At 52.7% G+C, this 21,193-nt stretch carries 21 protein-coding genes; 10 read left to right on the top strand and 11 right to left on the bottom strand.

Going from position 1 to position 21,193, the window contains the following annotated elements:
• A complete protein-coding gene (locus AMM48_RS21180) occupies positions 1-219 on the top strand; it encodes a hypothetical protein (protein WP_102785696.1) in 219 nt (72 codons plus the stop codon).
• 270 nt (positions 220-489) lie between these two features.
• Positions 490-1,413, top strand: coding sequence for a 50S ribosomal protein L11 methyltransferase (locus AMM48_RS21175; protein WP_102785695.1), 924 nt, complete (start codon positions 490-492; stop codon positions 1,411-1,413).
• A 77-nt stretch (positions 1,414-1,490) separates the two neighbouring features.
• Here AMM48_RS21175 and AMM48_RS21170 read toward each other — a convergent pair whose 3' ends face one another.
• Positions 1,491-2,465 carry a methyltransferase domain-containing protein gene (locus tag AMM48_RS21170; protein WP_102785694.1) on the bottom strand — a complete coding sequence of 325 codons (975 nt, stop codon included), beginning with the start codon at positions 2,463-2,465 and terminating at the stop codon, positions 1,491-1,493.
• Between the two features lie 254 nt (positions 2,466-2,719).
• On the opposite strand from AMM48_RS21170, the gene AMM48_RS21165 reads away from it, so the two are divergent.
• The 6 genes from AMM48_RS21165 to AMM48_RS21140 all read left to right on the top strand — a co-directional run bounded on the left by AMM48_RS21165 (position 2,720) and on the right by AMM48_RS21140 (position 7,382).
• Complete coding sequence (locus AMM48_RS21165; RefSeq protein ID WP_102785693.1) at positions 2,720-3,160, top strand: YeeE/YedE family protein; 441 nt, start codon at positions 2,720-2,722, stop codon at positions 3,158-3,160.
• A complete protein-coding gene (locus tag AMM48_RS21160; protein WP_102785692.1) occupies positions 3,160-3,582 on the top strand; it encodes a DUF6691 family protein in 423 nt (140 codons plus the stop codon). The genes AMM48_RS21165 and AMM48_RS21160 overlap by 1 nt, the downstream gene beginning before the upstream one ends.
• A 175-nt stretch (positions 3,583-3,757) precedes the next feature.
• Positions 3,758-4,483: a gamma-glutamyl-gamma-aminobutyrate hydrolase family protein gene (locus tag AMM48_RS21155; RefSeq protein ID WP_102785691.1), complete on the top strand. Its 726-nt coding sequence runs from the start codon at positions 3,758-3,760 to the stop codon at positions 4,481-4,483.
• A 208-nt stretch (positions 4,484-4,691) separates the two neighbouring features.
• The gene (locus AMM48_RS21150; protein ID WP_102785704.1) at positions 4,692-6,392 is read left to right on the top strand and encodes an adenylate/guanylate cyclase domain-containing protein; all 1,701 of its coding nucleotides are present in this window, start codon (positions 4,692-4,694) and stop codon (positions 6,390-6,392) included.
• A gap of 210 nt (positions 6,393-6,602) precedes the next feature.
• A complete protein-coding gene (locus tag AMM48_RS21145) occupies positions 6,603-7,100 on the top strand; it encodes an Hsp20 family protein (RefSeq protein ID WP_102785690.1) in 498 nt (165 codons plus the stop codon).
• Between the two features lie 15 nt (positions 7,101-7,115).
• Complete coding sequence (locus AMM48_RS21140) at positions 7,116-7,382, top strand: DUF1150 family protein (RefSeq protein ID WP_022734017.1); 267 nt, start codon at positions 7,116-7,118, stop codon at positions 7,380-7,382.
• A gap of 117 nt (positions 7,383-7,499) precedes the next feature.
• Here AMM48_RS21140 and AMM48_RS21135 read toward each other — a convergent pair whose 3' ends face one another.
• The 8 genes from AMM48_RS21135 to cobA form a co-directional block, all read right to left on the bottom strand.
• Positions 7,500-8,252: an MBL fold metallo-hydrolase gene (locus tag AMM48_RS21135; protein ID WP_102785689.1), complete on the bottom strand. Its 753-nt coding sequence runs from the start codon at positions 8,250-8,252 to the stop codon at positions 7,500-7,502.
• Between the two features lie 202 nt (positions 8,253-8,454).
• Entirely contained in the window at positions 8,455-9,945 is a 1,491-nt protein-coding gene (locus AMM48_RS21130) for a PAS domain-containing methyl-accepting chemotaxis protein (protein ID WP_102785688.1), read from the bottom strand.
• A 277-nt stretch (positions 9,946-10,222) separates the two neighbouring features.
• Positions 10,223-11,713: a PAS domain-containing methyl-accepting chemotaxis protein gene (locus tag AMM48_RS21125; RefSeq protein ID WP_244271338.1), complete on the bottom strand. Its 1,491-nt coding sequence runs from the start codon at positions 11,711-11,713 to the stop codon at positions 10,223-10,225.
• Positions 11,714-12,491: 778 nt separating this feature from the next.
• Positions 12,492-12,956 carry a YcgN family cysteine cluster protein gene (locus tag AMM48_RS21120; RefSeq protein ID WP_102785686.1) on the bottom strand — a complete coding sequence of 155 codons (465 nt, stop codon included), beginning with the start codon at positions 12,954-12,956 and terminating at the stop codon, positions 12,492-12,494.
• A gap of 133 nt (positions 12,957-13,089) precedes the next feature.
• Positions 13,090-14,448, bottom strand: a complete 1,359-nt coding sequence (locus tag AMM48_RS21115) for a cobyrinate a,c-diamide synthase (protein ID WP_102785685.1) — start codon at positions 14,446-14,448, stop codon at positions 13,090-13,092.
• Positions 14,449-14,504: 56 nt separating this feature from the next.
• A complete protein-coding gene (locus AMM48_RS21110) occupies positions 14,505-15,119 on the bottom strand; it encodes an SCO family protein (protein ID WP_102785684.1) in 615 nt (204 codons plus the stop codon).
• Positions 15,120-15,295: 176 nt separating this feature from the next.
• Complete coding sequence (locus AMM48_RS21105; RefSeq protein ID WP_102785683.1) at positions 15,296-16,081, bottom strand: sulfite exporter TauE/SafE family protein; 786 nt, start codon at positions 16,079-16,081, stop codon at positions 15,296-15,298.
• A 117-nt stretch (positions 16,082-16,198) separates the two neighbouring features.
• Positions 16,199-17,062 (bottom strand): uroporphyrinogen-III C-methyltransferase, encoded by an 864-nt coding sequence (cobA, locus tag AMM48_RS21100; RefSeq protein WP_102785682.1) that lies wholly within the window; start codon positions 17,060-17,062, stop codon positions 16,199-16,201.
• A 232-nt stretch (positions 17,063-17,294) separates the two neighbouring features.
• Between cobA and AMM48_RS21095 the strand changes: the two genes are divergently transcribed.
• A complete protein-coding gene (locus AMM48_RS21095; protein WP_102785681.1) occupies positions 17,295-18,416 on the top strand; it encodes a cobalt-precorrin-5B (C(1))-methyltransferase in 1,122 nt (373 codons plus the stop codon).
• A 75-nt stretch (positions 18,417-18,491) separates the two neighbouring features.
• On the top strand, positions 18,492-19,277 hold the full coding sequence (locus tag AMM48_RS21090; RefSeq protein WP_102785680.1) for a cobalt-precorrin-6A reductase: 786 nt from the start codon (positions 18,492-18,494) through the stop codon (positions 19,275-19,277).
• 93 nt (positions 19,278-19,370) lie between these two features.
• Here the strand turns inward: AMM48_RS21090 and AMM48_RS21085 are convergent, their stop codons facing one another.
• Together AMM48_RS21085 and AMM48_RS21080 are read right to left on the bottom strand one after the other, a co-directional pair.
• Complete coding sequence (locus AMM48_RS21085; RefSeq protein WP_022733807.1) at positions 19,371-20,666, bottom strand: TRAP transporter large permease; 1,296 nt, start codon at positions 20,664-20,666, stop codon at positions 19,371-19,373.
• Positions 20,663-21,190, bottom strand: a complete 528-nt coding sequence (locus AMM48_RS21080) for a TRAP transporter small permease (protein ID WP_101301236.1) — start codon at positions 21,188-21,190, stop codon at positions 20,663-20,665. The genes AMM48_RS21085 and AMM48_RS21080 overlap by 4 nt, the downstream gene beginning before the upstream one ends.
• Positions 21,191-21,193 lie beyond the last annotated feature (3 nt).

Genomic DNA, 21,193 nt, shown 5'->3' with positions numbered 1-21,193 from the left:
ATGCAAGACTCAAACACAATCGATTGCAACGGTTTGTCCCCAGCCCCGACTGTCCTGCGAATCATGCAGGCGCTCATTGGACGGAAAGACAGCAATGTGCCACTGAATGTTCTGGTTGGCTCGGACTGCGATTGTGCACGCCTGTCTGTTTCGCTTGGCGAACTGGCTGACGACGTCCAACTGGCAAGCAATCTTCGCCAGTTTGCGACCATCAATTAAAGACAATTTCAAGCCCCGCCTGTGCCGGGCATAGACCCCGGCCAAACTTTCATTTTAGACGCGCCAAAGGCGTCACGTCGTGGCTATTTGGCCGCGACGAAAACAAGGTTCTTGCGTATCGGCCGTTTCGGCACAGGACTGTCGGCCATCGCTGACAGCCGCAAGGGTCCGCTACGCCTTTATGCCTGTGCGATGTGGTGGTTTCGCCCATGACGATCACTTTCCCGCCTCAACCCACGACCGGTTGATGCGCACACAACAGGAAGCATTATGTTTGAAGACCCTGCCAACGACACCGCCGAACGTCATCGAAAGCAAGGCACAGAACCCGAGGCACCAGATTTCGCCTTCGATCCAGATGATCCGTGGACACAGACTTTTCAGGCAGGGCTTGAACGGGCCGACCTTAAGGGAAAAATCGTCTATGAGGTCGGTGTTGGCACGGGTGTGAACCTCGCATTTATTTTGCGCACCTGTGGCGCGGCGCGTGCGTACGGCAGCGATCTTGACCCGCGTCTTGTCATGCTGGCCGAGCGCAATCTTCGCAGCTTATCGCCGCAACACGCCGAACATTTTGAGCCCGTCCACGGCAGCGTCAGCCTTATCGATACGGACGACGCACGTAGCAAAATCACCAAGACCGATGTTGTGATTGCCTGCATCCCGCAAGTCGGTGAACCAAATGACCTGCGCCTGACAGCTTTCCGAAAGGCACAATCTGTCGAACTTCCGGACGGCGCGGAGACACAAGCCGAAGATCATATCGCGCATTATTACCCGTGGACCGCTTTTGACGAATATCCCTACAACTCTGTTGGGCTGGGGTTGAACGAAGCACTGTTGCGCCGCATTCGTCAGCATGCACCCAAGGCACAGGTCGTGATGAATTTCGGGTGCCGCATCGGATCAGACATCATTTTCGAATGCTTTGAGGCCAATGGATATCGTCCTGAAAAGCTGGCGTCGAAAATCGTGCACCAACATGTCGGCACAGATATTTCGTTCTTTGTAGCCCTCGAAAAGGCCCTATGCGGAACCGACCTTGAAAAACAGCTTGTCTGCAAATTCTATGCTGACCCGGATGGCACACACCCGCTTTCAGCCACGGACGCGCAGCGCTTGATCGAAAAAGACCCGCACGTCGATCTCTATCACGAAGTCAGCGTCATTCGCGGAATCCCCATCGAGAACTAGGGTCTAAACCCATACTCAAAACCCGCTGCCAAAGGCTGCGGGTTAAGATGTCTCGGCGCACTTTTCGAAGGGCCGGATCAATGAACCGTTTGCGCGACCAGCAGGTCTTGTTCGCGCAATTGCGCAACATCACTTGCCAAAAGATCCATCCCGTCGGTTGCCCTGACCACCATGATGCGACCTTCAACCGGGCTTCCCTTTTCCTGACGCAATGTACCGTATGTATCAGACAGAACAGCAAAGCCGCATTCACGCAGCCATTCATCCATGGCGCGTTCATGATGCCGAAACCGCTGACCGGGGCCAAGGTCATAGGGAAAAACATCCCCATGTTCGAGACTAAAGACCATAAGGCCACCCGGCTTCATACGGGCATGTGCCGCGCGTAACGCTGGCGCAAGATCACCAAGGTAGTTCAGCACATCGGCTGCCACCACCAAACCATAACCCACCCCAAGTTCATCGGGCATTGCGGTGATATCCCCGGCAATCAAGGTCCGATACAGGCCCTTGGCCTGTGCGCGGTTGATCATGCGGGGTGACAGGTCAATGCCATCAATCATGTCGACCGCCCCGCCAAAGACTTCTGCGACAAGCCCGGTACCACAGCCAAGATCAAGAACCTCAATCGGGCCTGCCATCGCATCGAGTTGCTCGCGAACGGCTTCAAACAACAGTTCCGGACCACGATAGGACAAGCGATCGCGCAGGCTGATTTCAAAGCGCGGCGCATAGTCATCAAACAATGCGCGCACGTAGTCAGGCGGCAAACGGTCCCGCATGGCAGCCGCCCCCAAAAGGGTCAGGCGCACTTCACCGCCCATACGGTCAATCGGATCAAGAATAAGATACTGACGGTACGCCTCAATCGCGTTTTCGGCCTCACCCGCGCGCTCATAGATGTCGCCAAGGGTAAAGTGGGCTTCGTCCCACCTTGCATCAGCCGAAATTGCCGCTTGTGCCACTTCGGCAGCAGCAGCGTAATCGCCCTGCGCAACCAAGGCCAGGGCAACATCAAGTCGCCGACTGGCCAACAGACGATCTGTGCTCATCTCTATTTTGAAATCCGAAAAGACCGCAGCACAATGCACGCGGCGCCTCAACCGTATGTCGCTATATCTGCCAATTTCCGAGCTTTGGCAAGATGGTAATAAATCATCGGCAAAGGCGGATAACACACACAGTATTTTAGCGCCCTTTGGTGCCTCGGAATTCTTACTTTTTAGTCTCAATACTTCCTCTTAAAATTGACAAATTAATTATTGCGCATATTTTAATATAAATAAATTTCACAACGGATATCGAGATGGAAAATTTCACACCCGTTTCTGCTTTGATTGGCGGTGGACTGATTGGTTTGGCGTCAGGCATGTATCTTTTGCTCAATGGCCGCATCGCCGGGATCAGCGGCATCGTTGGTGGCTTGCTTGGACGTGGCGGCAATGACGCCGGTTCGGCAACCTTTGAACGGCTTGCCTTTGTGATCGGATTGATTGCCGGTCCATTTCTTTTGCTGATCGCATCCCCGATCACGGCCACCAGCCTGGTCACAAGCCCGATGCCAATCATTGTGATTGGCGGTCTTTTGGTTGGCTTTGGCACCACACTTGGCAGTGGCTGCACCAGCGGCCATGGCATTTGCGGTCTGTCGCGGTTTTCAACGCGTTCGCTTGTTGCCACCTTATCTTTTATGGGGGCCGGTTTTGTAACCGTGCTTGTCACCCGCCATCTGATCGGGGGCCTGTGATGCGTATTTTTGTTTCCTTGTTATGCGGTGCGATATTTGGTGCGGGGCTTTATATTTCCGGCATGATTGACCCGCAAAAGGTTCTTGGATTCCTTGATATCTGGGCCATCGCCGATGGCGGCTGGGACCCGAGCCTTGCCTTTGTTATGGGTGGCGGATTGATCGTCGCCATACCGTTTTTCCAGTTTGCCAAGAACCGCGACAACGCATTGTGTGGTGGCAAAATGGGGCTTCCAACCAATCGCAGAATTGATCGAAAGCTTATCGTTGGGGGCCTGCTGTTTGGCACTGGCTGGGGGCTTGTCGGCTATTGCCCGGGACCTGCGATCAGCGCGCTGGCGTTTGGTCAAACCGATACCATCATTTTCGTCGCTGCGATGCTGGTCGGGATGGTCATCTGCCGTGTTAGCCGCCTGACCTAAACGGCACGTACAGACCCAAGTGACGACAGACCGTGCAACCGCCCGGGCCCAAAGCAGGGTGGTTTCGCATTTCTGGTTAAAAATTGTCTGAAATCTCGCAGGATCGGACTTGTCTTTGGCGCTAAAATCTCATACCTGCTGATAAGCGCCACACCAAAGTGCAAGAAGGTTCTGCATGAAAATCGGTATCCTTGAAACCGGGCTTGCCCCGGAAGAACTTCGCGAAGAATTCACAAGCTATCCAAGCATGTTCGAAGCGCTTCTTGGTGCGGTTGACCCCAGTCTCACTTTTGAAACCTGGACCGTCCTGCAAGACCAGTTTCCGGCATCAATCAACGATGCAGATGGCTGGATCATAACCGGGTCCAAGCACGGCGTTTATGAAAACGCACCGTGGATGATCGAACTGCAACAGTTCCTGCGCGACACAGTCTCGGCCAAGCTTCCGGTGTTTGGTATCTGTTTTGGCCACCAAATCCTCGCGACCGCCCTTGGCGGCAAAGTCGTCAAATCCGACAAGGGGTGGGGCGTTGGTGTTCATGAATATGCTGTGACAACAGGCGAAAATGACTGGCTGTCCGACAGTGCGCCCACCATGCGCATTAATGCGTTCCATCAAGATCAGGTCGTCGAACTGCCCGAAGGTGCGACCGTCTGGGCACAGTCGGATTTCTGCCCTTACGCCGGCTTGCAATATGGTGAAAATGCCGCATCGATCCAGCCGCATCCGGAATTTATGCGCCCTTATGAACAGGCGCTTCTCGAAATGCGGTCCGACCTGCTGCCAGATGATGTGCATAAGACGGCAATGGACTCGCTTGAAACACCGATCAGCAGTAACGATTTTGCCAAATCAATTGTCAAATTCATGACCCGCAAGCGCGTGCAAAACGCCGCCTGATTGCCGTCGAGATATTGATCCTGAGTCTAAAAGCCATCAGCATCCGTTGGTGGCTTTTTTCATGACCGTTTTCGTTCAACGCTTTATCAACCAAAAGTATTGTACGCTTTTGGCAAATTCATGGTTTGATGCACACTCATCAGCAAACATTGACCATCCAAGACCCTTTGCGCACGGCAACACACAACAGACACGAGCACCCGACAAGATGATCCAGAACCTGCGTCTGTATTCAGGACTGACAATGTTTGCCTATGTCCTGACCCATCTGCTTAATCATGCAGCGGGGATCATATCGCCGGAATTTATGGAAACGGCGTCTGCTTTTAGCACCGGAATCTGGAAGTTCCCACCGCTTGAGATTTTGCTTCTGGTGTCACTTGTCACCCATTTCATCTTGGCCACGGGCCGACTGACCGGCCGCCGGTCGCTGCGCCTGCGTAAATCGGAATGGGCGCAGATGATCTTGGGGCTTTGCATCCCGTTTCTTCTGTTTCGCCATATCATTGCAACCCGCATCATTGATCTGGGATTTGACGTTGAATCACCCTATGAGCGGGTATTGCTTGATCTGGCCGTATTTCTGCCCAGTCAGGGGATCCTGCAAGCCATCACCGTCATTGTCGTCTGGACCCATGGCTGTATCGGCATTCATTTCTGGCTCCGGGTTAAACCGTTCTATCCCAAATGGCGCAACCTTTTGGGCACGCTTGCCATTCTGATTCCGACCCTGTCACTTGCCGGATATGGTGCCGCCGCGGCCGAGATCATGCGCCGGGTCGAAGAAGGTGGCCGAAAGTATGTTTTCGGTGTGCTTGAAGCAGCCAATGTCAACGATGCGGCTATTGCCTTTTACGAGAAGATATTAATCCCCTGTATCATCCTGACCATCGCACTGGCCGTCGCCCCCTTTGTCGTGCGCCAAGTACGCCAAACCATTGACCGGGTCAAACGCGGGCCAATATTGAATTTGCCAAATGGCCGCACAATCCGCGTTCCCCCGGGAGCCACAGCCCTTGAGGCGCTGCGCGATGCTGGCATTGCGATGGCATCGGTCTGTGGTGGGCATGGTCGCTGTACGACATGCCGCCTGCATTGCGGATCAGGTCTTGATCAGCTTGCCCAGCCCGGCCAGATCGAAGCCGCAGCCCTTAAAAGCATTCAGGCACCCCACGGCATGCGTCTGGCCTGTCAAATCAGACCGCAGAACGATCTGGCAGTTGTACCCTTGATGGCACCAAACGCATCGGCCCGCGATGGCCGCCGCCCCGGCGGGCTGTCGGGCAGCGAACGTCAAGTGGTCTCGATGTTTATTGATTTGCGCGATTCGACCCGGCTGGGTGAGATGAAAATGCCCTATGACGTATTATTCATCCTCAATCAGTTTTTTGCCGAAATGACCGAGGCACTGCGCAGCACAGGCGGCTATTACGCGCAATTTACCGGTGACGGACTGATGGCGCTTTATGGCCATGAAAGCGACGATACCGAACGCATGATCCTGAATGCCTTTGAAGGGGCGGCCGAAATGTTGCGCCGGATCGAGGGGCTTAATGACCATCTTAAATCAGAACTTCCCCATGCCTTGCGGATCGGGATTGGCATTCATATGGGCAAGGCAATTGTGGGTGAAATGGGTCCACCTGGCCGCGAAAACATCAGTGCGATTGGCGACACCATCAATACCGCGGCACGGCTTGAAGCACAGACAAAGGGGCATGGCGTTCCATTGGTGATTTCAAAGACCCTGTTTGATCATGGACCGATCCCCTTGCCCGAGAATGCCGTGCTTCATGAAGTCGCACTGCGCGGTAAGGATCAGTCTGTTGCCTATTATGCCCTTGATGCCATGCCAGACTTAACCGGGGCAATGACGCGACAGGACCAGAAGCCCGCAATGGCGACCTGACAAACCGACATATCGGGTTTCGCAATGCAGCGTTTCCAAGCCATTTGATACAGGCAACACTTGACTATTTCGGTGAAAACCACATTTATTCGAATATAAAGTACCGTTCGGTGCCGATAGGATCGGGTCGAACAAACAGGCGCCCAAAAACGCATTCTGCGTGGGGTCTGACCACTACTCACACTCGCTCTGACGGAGGAGGTGCTGCAAATGTCACGAATTTCCATGTTCAACAGCCCGCTATTGCTGGGTTTTGATCAGATTGAACGCGTTCTCGATCAGGTTTCGAAAACCAAGGCAGAAGGCTATCCGCCCTACAACATCGAACAGATCAGCGAAAACAAGCTGCGCATTACCGTTGCAGTTGCCGGATTCGCCGAAGACGATCTGTCTGTAACCACAGAAGACAACCAGCTCATTATTCGTGGCAAGCACACCGAAGAGGACAATGAGCGTATCTATATCCACCGCGGTATCGCGTCACGACAGTTTCAGCGTTCCTTTGTGCTGGCAGAAGGTATAGAAGTCGTTGGTGCTCATTTGGATAATGGATTGCTTCATGTCGATTTGAACCGGCCTATTCCTGAACCGGTGGTGCGTGAAATCGCCATTGGGTCAAACAAGAAGAAAGCCGTATCATCGCGTACAATCGACATGAAAGTGGATGAAGAAGACAGCAAAGCCGCCAACAAAAGCAGCGATGCCTAATAAGGAGTGGTTCAAATGACAGACCGCACTGCACAGCTCAGCCCGAAAAGTACCCCACGCGGGGCGCAAGACACCGGCCTGTTGTCGAATGTTGATTTCGCCATGCTTGGTATCCATGATTTCGCCTATGTCCGCGAAGTCCCAAGCAACGAAGAAGACAGCGAAGAAATGGTTTTTGGTGTTTTCACTGCGGACGGCACGCACATCGCATCCTTTGACAGCCACGCTGTCGCGAATGCAGCAATCCGCCAGCATGATATGGAACCGCGCGCGGTCCACTGATTAAGGCGTAAACCAGGGCAGTCGCAATCGCCTTGAGTTTAAAGCAACACGAACAAATGTTAAAAGGCAGCCACCGGGCTGCCTTTTGTCGTATGCGCACCGTGCAATTGATCGACCCTATCGAATTTCAATCACCTCACCGGGTACGGCAATGCGGACCTGATCATTGTGCCCGACAATTCTGGAGATCTCCGCGCGGGCGTCGCGCTTGATGTGATACAGCCAGAAACGTGCGCCGGGCATATCAGATGCCAGTTGCGTCACCGTTTCAAGATCACAGTGTGCAGAATGTTGCGGATCATGTTTGGTCAAATAGGTTTCCTGAAACACAAGGTCGGCACGGGTAAACAGTGCGGCGGTTTCCGCCGTTACATTGCCATCCCCGGAATAGGCAAACCCCTTCTCGGCAAAGCGCAACAAAATCGCATGGTTCTGAACACTGTGATCGGACCGGGCAAAACGGCATTCAAACGGACCGATGCTGGTGGTATCGGCAAGTGCATGCCAAATCACCTCAAACGGCCATGCCGATCCCAGTCCGGTGAAGCCCAACTCCATCAGCTTTTCCAGATGGCTGCGCAGTTGCGGCGTGCACAGAATATGCAATGGTTTTGATCGGCCATCATCACGCCAGTTCAACATCACCGGCACTAAACCAAAAACATGATCAGGATGCATATGGGTGAAATAAATGGCGTCTATCGCATCAGGGTCAGGATATTTTCCCATCACCAATCCGGGAACCGTCGCCCCACAATCAATCAGCAAACGGTATTCGTCTGCTGTCACCACAACAGATGAGTTTGCGTAATTCGGATCAAACGCTTCGCCAACGCCCAGAACATCAATGCGCAGATGGTCGCTTGTCATTGCCCCTACCGTCCATTTCCCACGTCGTTGGTGAAAGCATATTAGATCATGATCACTATTTTTGCGACTTCCTCGCAAACAACGCAAGTGGTTCTGAAATCGGCCAGCCTTATATCGCTAATTTGTCACATAATTACACAAAGAGCGGCACCTCTCGGCACCGCTCTGTAATAATGACAATATCTTGCTGTGACGGTGCACCTTACCGCGCAAGAACTTCCGCAGCTTTGCGTGTACGTTCGACCGAAGCCCCGACGGCACTCGACATGCTGGTGATATCGGAAATACTGGTCGAGAGTGTTTCAACAGCAACAGCCATTGTCTGCATGTTCTGCGACACGCCATCTGTAACCGCCGTTTGTTCCTCAACCGCAGAAGCAATACTGGTGACACTGTCACGAGAAATTTCAATTGAACCGCTGATTTTTTCCAACACCTCAACGACCTCGTTTGAAATGCTCTGAACACCGGCGATTTCTGCAGAAATCTGATCCGTCGCCTTGGCGGCCTGATTTGCAAGGTTCTTGACCTCATTGGCCACGACGGCAAACCCTTTGCCTGCCTCTCCTGCACGCGCAGATTCAATCGTCGCGTTCAAAGCCAACAGATTAATCTGACCGGCAATTCCCTGAATAACTTCGACAATGTTACCCATCGAGGAAACAACTTCTGTCATGCGCTGGGTTGAACTGTTGGCATTCTGGGTTTGCTCAAACGCACGCTGGGTCTCATCACGCGATTGCATCATGCTCCGCGAGATTTCCGCAATTGATGCGGCAAGCTCTTCTGCACTGGCTGCAACCGTTTGCACAGTTGCGGAGGTCTCTTCTGCTGACGATGCGCCACTGCTTGCTGCAGCATCAAGTTGCCCGATATTTTGATCGATCTCACCAAAATTGGTATCAATCATCGTCTTGAGCTCACCCAGAAGGTTTACCTGTTCAGAAATATCGGTCGCAAATTTGACAACCTTGAACGGGTTACCGTCCTGATCAAATATCGGATTATAAGACGCCTCAATCCAGATTTCTTTTCCGCTTTTACTGATGCGCTTAAATTGCGCAGCCTGAAATTCGCCTTTGCGCAGATTTTCCCAAAACTCTTTGTATTCATGACTGTTTTTGTAGTTCCCGTCGACAAACATACTGTGATGTTTGCCAACAACTTCTTCAAGCTTATAGCCCATCACCGACAGAAAGTTCTCGTTGGCAGTCAGGATAATGCCCTGCAAGTCAAACTCAATCACTGCCTGAGCACGGTTGATCGCGTTCAGGGTTCCATCCTTAACCGCATTTTCCTTTCGACGTGCGGTAATATCAGACGCAAACTTCACCACCTTCGTCAATTTTCCACGATCATCGAAAACCGGATTATAGGTTGACTCCAACCAGACCTTTTCCTGATCCTTGCGCACCCGCTGAAAAGCACCTGATGCAAATTCACCTGCACGCAGTTTGCCCCAGAACTCCTTGTAGGACGGATCACTTACAATCGATTGCGGCACAAACATCGAATGATGCTTTCCCACAATCTCGGGAAGGGTATAGCCCATCGTTTTTAAAAAGTTCTCATTCGCATTAAGGATCTTGCCATCTAGATCAAACTCAATCATGGCCATTGAACGACCAAGTGCATCCAGAAGCTGCAATCCAGCACGTCCGCGCATAGCGCGGCTATTCAAACCAAAAGCCATTACAATTTACCCTTCGAACTTGTTCATCATTATGGATTCTGACTTGAAGCACCTACCCTAACGAGGTGATCATCTGACCCATAAAAACTATACCTTAGGCTAGGATAAAATATACCAATGGTTGATTCAACTGAATTCAGAGTTCAGCTTCCGTGTGAACCGCGATACAAAAGCAACTAAATCGCTTAAAGGGTTCTAAATTCTATTTTTTCGCGAATTTGGTCAAATCCACTCAATGTGATCAATGTCACATTTTCAGGCGCAATGCCTTACACGATCACCGTGCAAGGACTTCTGCAGCCTCACGGGTTTTATTGACCGATGATGCCACGGCATCGCTGGTCAACCGGATGGATTCGAGGTTGCGTGACAGGTCTTCGACCGTGCTGGCCATATCACGCATGTTCGCACTGACCCCATCGGTCACAGTCGTTTGTTCGGCCACTGCCGAGGAAATATTGGTCACATCGTTGCGCACGGTTTCGACCGAGCTACGAATGGTCCGAAGAGCACCGGCAACCTCGGCTGAAATCGACTGGATACCGGAAATTTCCTGTGAAATGTCCTCGGTCGCACGGGCGGCCTGATTGGCAAGGTTCTTGACCTCGTTGGCCACCACGGCAAACCCTTTACCTGCCTCGCCTGCACGCGCACTTTCAATCGTCGCGTTAAGCGCCAGAAGGTTAATCTGACCAGCAATATTGCGGATGACTTCGACGATGCTGCCCATTTGATCGACCACATTTGACATGCGCTCGGTCATTTCATTTGCGGTTTCGGTCTGATCAAATGCCCGTTCGGTTTCACTTTGCGACTGCGTCATGCTGCGCGAGATTTCCGAAATCGATGCGGCAAGTTGCTCCGCACTCGCCGCCACCGCCTGGGTGATGTCCATGGTATTGTTCGAGACATCAACGCTTTGAACAGTGCGCTGATTAAGGTCGTTGATGTTACTGTCAATCTCGGCAAAGTTTCCGTCGATCATTTGCTTAAGGTTCAAAAGCAATTTGGTCTGTTCGGTAACATCGGTGGCAAATTTGATCACCTTAATTGGATTTCCGACCGCATCCAGCACCGGGTTATACGTTGCCTCGATCCAGATTTCCTTACCGCCCTTGCCCACACGGTTAAACTGACCCGCCTGAAACTTGCCTTGATTAAGGCTTTGCCAGAATGACCGGTATTCCGATGTGTTCCGAAATTCCTTGGGCACAAACATGCTGTGATGCTTGCCTTTGATCTCATCAAGGCTGTAGCCCATCACCGACAGAAAGTTTTCGTTAGCATTCAGGATATTGCCGTCCAGATCGAACTCAATCACCGCCTGCGACGAACTAATCGCCTCAAACACACTTTGCAGAAGCGCACGTTCATTACGACGTTCGGTAATGTCGCTGGCAAACTTGACGACCTTGATCAACTTACCCTTGCCGTCAAACACCGGATTGTATGTCGATTCCAGCCACAGCAACTGACCATTTTTGCGCTTGCGCGGGAAGGCACCGCTTAAAAATTCACCGCTGCCGAGCTTCTTCCAGAACGACTTGTACTCAGCCGTATTGGTGATTTCTTCGGGCACAAACATCGAATGATGCTTACCAACAATTTCATCAAGTCCATATCCCATAACTTTCTGGAAATTATCGTTCGCAGTCAGAATTTGACCATTCATGTCAAATTCAATACGCGCCATCGACCGGCTCAGTGCTGCAGCAACCTGTTCTTCTGCCTGCGCACGTTTACCGCTGTTTAAAAAACCAAGTACCACTCTTAAAACCTTTCGAAATTGCGCGATCATGCGCACCTATATACTTACCTATCCTTTTGAGGGATGCGGTAAAATCATCACCACCAAGATTCATTGCCGGAACCAAAAAATTCGCGGAATCAATTCCACGAACTCAGACTCAGGCAACATAACCATGGCCTATCTGCGGGAGAAATTTTGCGCTCGGCGACACATCGTCTTGTCCAAACCTCAAAGCATTTTTTGTGCTACCAACGTTACCGGCGCAAAAATTTGCAATTTAATTCAATGACCTGTCAAAATTTACCGACACATGTAATGTAAGAAAATTTCCCAATTTAGGGCCTTACACCGCACCGTTATTTTCTCTTCATGACATCGTACGACGAAAGAAATAATTCGGATCAAATTTTATCAATCGCCCACTCCCAGAGCAATTGATCAGAAAATTAAACATATACCTTTGAATAGTTCAACTGGCAATTGCGCAGGACTGATCTACCAAGTGGTGAAATTTGGCCTTAATCATCGGATTGTTTTCGCATCGGTTGATGTTTTCAGAACACATCCAGATGCTTAATCAGAATCCTGCAATACATGGCAAAGACCCACCACTTGCAGAATATGATGTTTGACCATTGTGGAAATGACAGAAAACACAGATGTCGCGAACGGTTTTATCGTGCTGAACCGATCGCAATATGCGGGAGTCGCTCAACAAAACAGGACTGTGATGATCGCGCTCCAGACATCTTGATGATGCTTTGTCAGTCGCGGAGAAACACTAGAAACTGGAACCTTACGCCGGCCATTTCACGATATAGCGGGTCAGATCAGGATGAGCTTCTTCTTCGGGGATGCACATGCCCTGTACAGACATGCCTGCGTTGATCGGTGACTTCGGATCGCCCGTCACCAACGGATGCCAATCAGGAAGGCCTTTGCCCTCGGACAGCAACCGATACGCACAAGTTGACGGCATCCACCCCAGTGTGTCGACATTTTCCTTTGAAAGCTGCACGCAATCAGGAACATGTTGCGTCCGGTTGGGGTAATCCTTGCACTGGCAAGTCTCACAATCAAGCAGGCGACAGGCGACCGACGTATAGTAGACAGCATCATCATACTCGTCCTGAAGCTTATGCAGGCAGCATTTACCACACCCATCACACACCGATTCCCATTCTTGCTGGGTCATCTCGGCAAGTGTCTTAACTTCCCAAAACGGTTTGTCGGATCGTGCTGCCATATCTTTATCGGTCATTGTCTCTCTCGCATCGGCAAAGATGCCATCCAATATATTGGAAACCCTTCGCGTCCATCAAGGCCGCTGCTTATCACATCCGACAGGATCGACAATAAGGGAAAATGCCCAAATGCAAAACGAGGTCCTGCCCCTAAGCCCCTTGCACGCGTGCGGAAATCACATGAAAGAAGGAACCAAACACAGTGCCCCGGACCAAACCAGCCGGCCCAAGGACATTACCCATTGCGTTGCTCATCTGGCAGAACGGCGTGCCATCTTCCAAAAGCGTGCTGGCATAATGAAATTCATGCCCACGCAAAACTGTCCCGGCTGGGCCAAACGGTGTCGGTTGTGTCAGAACCGCCTCGCGGTAGCCCAGATGCAGCTTTCGGTCGGCAAAACTGGTTTCAACCGCCAGAAGTCCCAGCATCTCGTGACTGTAGCCATCAGCGTCAATCAGCCGATCACCCAGTACCATATAGCCACCGCATTCGCCGTAAACTGTAACACCGTCCTCGGCGGCCTTGCGCATTGCCGATTTGAAATGCGTTGCCTGGGCCAGTTCGCCTGCAAAAAGTTCAGGATATCCGCCGGGAAGATAAATCGCGTCGGCTGACGGGTCCGGGGCTTCATCATTTAGCGGGGAAAAGAACGATAACTCCGCCCCGGCCAGCTTCCAGCCATCCAGAAGATGAGCATAGGAAAAGGCAAACGCCATATCGCACGCAATCGCGATACGGTGCCCCAAGGGCGGAACGTCCGCGAATGTACCGTCAACACCCGGAATACAGGGTTTTGCAAGAACTGACGGTGTTACCAATCGTCGAAAGGCTGCCAGATCAACGTCGGCGGCGATGATATCCGCTGCCCGGTCGAGAAACCCGTCGAGTTCATCGTGTTCACCGGCCTGCACAAGACCAAGATGACGTTCCGGCAATGTCAGATCTGGGCTGCGGCGCACGGCACCAATAATCGGAATATCGGGCAGGTATTTGGCACAGGCATCGACAATCATCTGTTTGTGGCGGTCGCTGCCAACCCGGTTGAGGATTACACCGGCAATGCGGGTATCATCGCGAAACGTGGCAAACCCGGAAATCAGGGCTGCGGCAGATGCCGATTGCCCCTTCACATCCACCACCAAAACAACCGGCCAATTCATCATTGCGGCCAGATCGGCCGTTGATCCGGTACCATTGGCGGCCCCGTCAAACAGCCCCATCACCCCTTCGCACACCACAAACGCATTTTTGTCATGCTGTGCGGTAAGGTGACGGATAACAAGGGAGTTGAGCTGATCGCGGTCCATCGCCCAAGGGTCAAGGTTGATGCAACTTGTCCCGCAGGCCGCCGCCTGAAAGGCCGGATCAATGTAATCAGGTCCGGTTTTGGCCGCCGCAACCGCAATCCCCTGACGTTTGAGCGCACGCAGCACTGCCAGCGTAATCACGGTCTTGCCACTGTTTGACGACGGGGCGGCAATCACAACGCCGGATGTTTTGTCATGCATTTAACAGTACTCCGGCCTTCATCGCGCAAACCCCACACCACCCCGTCTGATCTGGCTTACCCGTTGCTTTTGACGGCTTCGGTGATGCCCTTGGCCATATCTTCGGGCGCGGTACCGTAGTTAAAGTGGCGAATAAATTCACCATCGCGGCCCATCAAATAGACAAAGGACGAATGATCCATCAGATAAGAATCGGTATCTTCCGGTTCGCCTTCCGGGATCGATTTGGCGTAATAGATGCGATAAGCCTTTGCCGCCTCGGACGTTTGGGCAACTGTGCCGGTCAGGCCCACCATACGATCATGGAAATGCGGGACATAGGCCCCAAGTGCGCCAATCGTATCGCGTTCCGGATCAATCGAAATAAAGATCGGGGTCACATCGGCGGCAGTCTCTTCTGGCATCATGTCCAGTGCCGTGCCCATGACCTGTAATTCGGTCGGGCAAACATCAGGGCAGAACGTATAGCCGAAATAAATCAGCATGTATTTTCCAGCGTAATCCTGCTGGGTGACCGTATCACCGTTCTGATTGACCAGTTCAAACGGCCCACCGATGGCAGCCGCACCTGATGACTGCGTTTCTGAACCCATCATCATCAGGCGATAGGTCAGACCAATGCCGAGTACCAGCGCAATCGCCAGAATAGCCAGAAGCGTCTTTTTGCTCATGCGCCTTACCTCTTTCCGTGCATTTTTCTGTGGCCCGTGCGCGGCCACGAGAAGCATTCAAAACTGTGCGGGCACTATAAATGCCCTTTGTAATCATGCAAGCATCACAGCTGTGCGACAGCTCACACTTGGCCAGACATCTTCAGGTTTTCAGGGATTTGTTGTTCGAAATCTGCCTAGCCAAAGGATTGTGATGCCAGAACAAACAGGATGAGTGCATTAACAATCATCAATCCGCGTCCAACAGGCACCATCAATGCGCGAAACCGCCCGGCGGCATATTGGCCAACAAACCCGGTAACAAACAGCATCGGCACCGTGCCAAAACCAAATACCGCCATCACCATGGCACCACTTGCCACGCCGCCCGACGCCGCGGCCAGCACAAGCGCACCATACACCAGTCCGCAGGGGATAAACCCCAGCATCAATCCCAAAAGATACCCCCGCAGCCCAAATGGTGCGGCAAAAAGGGGACGAATGTGCCTCCCGATCAAATGGTTCCACCAGTCCCCGCCAGTCTTGCCAGATGTTTGGGGCAACAACCCGCCCAGATGTGGCACCAGCCCCATGATCCCGAACACCAAGAAGAACACACCGGCCAGTACCAACAAGACCGGACCAATCCACCAAACCTGCACCAGAACCGACACACTATCGGCAAAAAAGCCCGCCAAACCGCCCAGAACGGCATAGGTGGTGATGCGCCCGAGCTGATAGGGCACCAAAGCCGCCCCGGTCAGGCGGCGAAACTCGCTCATTTTTTCGAGGGGGAGTTGCTCCATGCGACTGGTGACCTGGCTGATGACGAACGGCCCGCACATGCCGACACAATGGGTCACACTGCCAACCAGACCGGCAATCAAGGCCGTCAAAAGCACCCCGCCTTCATCTTGCAGGATTTGCGCACATTGTGCCCAGCCGCTTTCAAGGATGCGGATCAGTATTTGCTGTTCGTCCATGATCCATCCCGGTTCATTCGGTGGATATGATTGTGACAATCAGCGATACAGCCAACAAGGATATAGATCAATTCGCGACAGGGAATCGACGCAGGCTGACTACATTAGGCTCAGGACCTAGTCTTTTTGCGGATCCGCCGGGGTCGAGATTAACTCAAGAATCTGCTCGAACGGCACAGTCCGGACCTCTTTGACGTCATCTTGCGGGGACAACCAGTTCAGGCGATCACGCAGGCCAACCACTTTACCAAGGATACAAACCGCAGGCGGTTCAACCCCCACCCGTTCAACATCGTCAGCGGCCTTGGCAAGGGTGGTAATCAAAATACCCTGTGCAGGTGTGGTGGCCTGATTGATCACCGCAAGTGGTTCATCGCCAGAACGGCCATTGGCCATCAGCTCGGCTGAAATCCGGCGCAGGTGTTTCATCGCCATATACATCACCAACACCGGCGATCCTTGCGCCAGCGCGGCCCAATTGATGTTATCTGGCACATCGCCGCTTGACCCATGACCGGTGACAAAGGTCACCGATGAATTGCAATCGCGGTGTGTGGTCGGAATCCCGGCATAGGCCGCACCGGCAATCCCGGCGGTAATGCCCGGCACAACCCGGAACGGCACATTATGATCGACAAGGGTCATGCCTTCTTCGCCGCCACGCCCAAAAACAAACGGATCACCGCCCTTAAGGCGCAAGACACGCAAACCTTTTTTGGCATAGTCAACAAGTTGCAGTGAAATGTCGGTTTGCTTGGACGACGGACGACCGCCGCGCTTACCGGCGTAAACACGCTGCGCGTCAGGTCGCAAAAGGTTCAGAATCCGCTCATCGACCAATGCGTCATAGACAACCACATCGGCCTGTTGCATGGCATTGACAGCATGAAGCGTCAGTAAGCCCGGATCACCCGGACCCGCCCCAACCAGCCAAACCCAACCCGGTTCAAAGACCGGAAAATCAAGACCAAGTTTAGTCATTACGCATTACTTTTGTTCGAGCCAATCAGCCCCATCTGTGCAGGACCGCATCAAGAAGATATGTTAAACAATAATCAGACGATAGGTCCAACATATTTCCGTCAGAAATTCGTATTATTCTAAATACAACACAAAAAATTATGTTTAATAGAAAAATTCTGTTCGCAGCATCTGCTGCCCGTGCCATCAATAAAGGGTACGGTGACGTGATTAACAGGAAAAAATCCGACTGATGGCCAGAAAACCTGATGGACCGCTGCGCAAAGGATGGACAACGGGGGCCTGTGCCACCGCCGCCACCCGTGCTGCGTGGCAGGCCATGTTGTCTGGTCAGTTTCCAAATCCGGTCACCATCACATTGCCGCGTGGGGAAACCCCGTCCTTTGCCTTGGTGAAGGCCGAAACCGGCGATGGCTGGGCACGGGCCAGTGTGATCAAGGATGCCGGTGATGATCCCGATGTAACCCATGGGGCGGAAATCATCGCAACCCTGCGCCACGGCAAACCGGGCAACGGCATTACGTTTCACGCCGGTGACGGGGTTGGGCGCATTACCAAACCGGGCCTTCCGTTACCCGTGGGCGAACCGGCAATCAATCCAAAACCGCGCGAAATGATGATCGCCCAAATTACCGATCTGGCCGAACAGTTTAACGTAAGCCCCGATGTCGAAATCGAAATTTCCATTCCGGGCGGGCAGGAAATCGCCACCAAAACGTGGAACCCGCGCCTTGGTATTGTCGGGGGATTGTCGGTACTTGGCACAACCGGGATCGTCATTCCGTTTAGCTGCTCGGCATGGATCCATTCGATCCATCGCGGCATCGATGTCGCGCGTGCCACGGGCCGCACCCATGTTGCCGGAGCGACCGGCAAAACGTCGGAAGCCGCCATTCGCACCTTTTACGACCTGCCAGACGAGGCGATCCTTGATATGGGTGATTTCGTTGGTGGTATGCTGAAATACCTGCGCAAAAATCCGGTCGAGCATATCAGTATTGCTGGCGGCTTTGCCAAACTGGTCAAGCTGGCCCAGGGGCATCTCGATTTGCACAGCAGTCGATCACAGGTTGATTTCGACCGATTGGCACAGACCGTAAAGCACTGCGGCGGTGACGCGATGTTGCAGGACGCCACCCGAACGGCGAATACCGCCAAACAGGTGTTGGAACAATGTCAGGCAGCAAACGTTGATATTGCAGACACGATTGCGCGCCAAGCATGCGAGTCCGCACGCGCGACGCTTGATGGCGCAACTGTGGTCGAAATTGTCATCACCGATCGCGATGGTAAAATCATCGCCCGCCATAGTCCTGGTGATTTCGACACATTCCGACCGTCTGTGAAAAAATAAAATACGTTCGGTCTGTCTATTCCGACAGACCCCGCAAAGCCCGATTTCGGGCCAAAACCAAAAAGGTCATTTCTTATGCCGCGTCACCGATCCGCCAAACGCCCGATGCATATCCTTATTTTCGGCGGAACCGGGGATGCAAACCGAATTATACGCAGCCTGCAACACGAATTTGGTCAGGATATCCGGTTGCAGCTTTCGCTTGCCGGGCGGACCAGTGCACCGAGCATACCCGACGGTGTTCCCGTGCGGATTGGGGGGTTTGGTGGGCCCGAAGGCATCATCGCGCATTTCAAGACCGAAAAAATCGATCTGGCCATTGATGCGACCCACCCCTATGCAACCGCAATATCAGCCAACATTGCCAAGGCCTGCCACGCCGTTGTGATGCCCTGCATCCAGTTTCATCGACCTGCCTGGGCGAAAACTGAACAGGACAACTGGATCATTGTTAATTCGATTGAGGAGGCCGCACGTATTTTGCCTGACCATGGCACGCGTGCACTGATCGCAAGCGGGGCGAAAAACCTGCATGCCTTTGAAGGTCTGGAAAAAACATGGCTTCTTGTCCGCACCGTTGATGCACCGCGCGATACATTTGATCTGGCTTATGGTGAATGGCTGTTCGCACGCGGCCCGTTTAGCGTCGAAGGCGAGACCGAACTTCTCGAACGCAACGAGATTGATGTCATTGTCTGTAAGAACAGCGGTGGCAAAGCAACATTTGCGAAAATAGAAGCCGCACGTGACCTGAAAATTCCCGTTATCATGATCGCACGTCCCGGCGGGGAGCCCGTCCTGCAAGCGCCAGATACCAAAACGGTTGTTCAAAATGTGCGAAACTTTCTTGAGCAATTCTGACCTTTTGACTTTGGCCACAGCCTGTAAAAACCAAAACCCCGCCGAGTTTTCCGGCGGGGTTTTGGTTTATCAGGCCATCTTTGACAGTAATCCTTACCCGACATAGCCAAACATGCGCGGCAGCCACAGCACCATGTCGGGTATGAGAACAAGCACGATCAGCGCACACAGCAACGCAAAGACGAACGGCCAGATTTCGCGGATAATGTCGCGCAGCGGAATGCCCGTCACCCCGTTCAAAACGAACAGCAAGATGCCATACGGCGGCGTGATCAATCCGATCATAATGTTGATGGTGATCACCACCCCGAAATGCACCAGATCAATGCCCAGCATGCTTGCCGTTGGCAAAAATAGCGGCACAACAATCAACAGCAATGTCGTGGCATCAAACAAGCACCCCAACACCAGAATGATCAGATTGATCATCAACAGGAACATCAGTGGCGACATCTGCGTCGCAGACAGGCTGTCGGCAACAAGGGCGGGGATATTTTCGCTCGCCACCAGGTAATTTAGCACCAGTGCCGACGCAATGATCAGCCCGACAACGGATGTCGATTTTGCCCCGTCCAGCACCAATGCATAGAAATCTTTCCAGCTGACCGAACGGTAAAACAATCCCGCCAGAACAAGCGCATAGATGGCCGCAATCGCCGCCGCCTCGGTCGGGGTGGTGACACCACCATAAATCCCATACAGCAAAATGACCGGCAACATCAGTGCCGGAAAGGCCCGCATTGTCAGTCGCGGTATTTTGCGCAAAGGCACGACTTCATCGCGTTTGAAATCACGTTTGCGCGCGACAATCACATTCAGCACCATCAGAACCAGCGCCATGAACAGCCCCGGCACAATTCCGGCCAAAAAGAGATACCCGATTGAAGTTCCCGATATCAGCGCATAAAGGATCATCGGGATCGACGGCGGGATAATCGGACCAATGACACTTGAGGCAGCCGTCAATGCCGCAGCATAGCCGCCAGGATAACGGTTATCACGTGTCATCAACTCAATAATGACACGCCCAATGCCCGCCGCATCGGCAATCGCCGACCCGGACATGCCCGAAAAGATCACACTGGCCAAGACATTGACATGCGCAAGCCCACCACGAAACCGCCCGACAATCGCAATGCAGAATGTCAGTAAACGATCACTGATCGTCCCGGCATTCATGAAATTGGCCGCCAGAATAAACAGTGGCACGGCAAGAAGAACGTAACTGTTAAACAGGCCGTTCAACGCCTGTTCGGCGACAAGACCAACGTCCTGCCCCGACATAAACATATAGGCAATCGATCCGGCAAAGGCCGCGATTGCGATGGGCATGCCAATTGCGCCAAGCAAAAGAAAGGCACCAAGGCTGATGAGAAAGGCCATGCTCATGCCGTTGGCTCCTTGATATCAGGCACGTCACCGGCAATGGCGGCAAGTTCGCGATCACAACTGTCAGCCCGCATCAAACGCCACAGCGACATCACACCGCGAATGATGAGTGCCGCCATAAAGACCGGGAAAATCGCATAAACATAATCAAGGGAAATGCGCGTCACCGGGGCTTTTTCAATCCGCATGAACATCACGTAATCGACAATCACCGGGAACCCGGCAATGAAGGCAACCGTGATACATCCCAGACCAAGGATCGCCATCACCCGCCGACCACGGGTCGGCGCCATCAAAAACAGCATGTTAAACGACACATGGTCATGTTCACGCAACAAGAAGGCAGACGTCCAGAACACCAGCCAGATATAGAGGATAATGCACACCTCTACGGTCCAGCCCAGCGGGTTGTTCAGGACATACCGCGCAAAAATCTGCAAAAGAAAGGTCCCGAACATCGCGATGAACAATGTCACCGCGACAAGTTCGGCACCTTTTCTAAAATGTTTGCTCAGATCGGGCACGTG

It is taken from the genome of Thalassospira sp. GB04J01 (genome assembly GCF_000751115.1).
GTDB classification, from domain to species: Bacteria; Pseudomonadota; Alphaproteobacteria; order Rhodospirillales; family Thalassospiraceae; genus Thalassospira; species Thalassospira lucentensis.
Note: the sequence above shows the minus strand (reverse complement) of the source record. Positions and strands in the feature narration are given on the sequence as shown.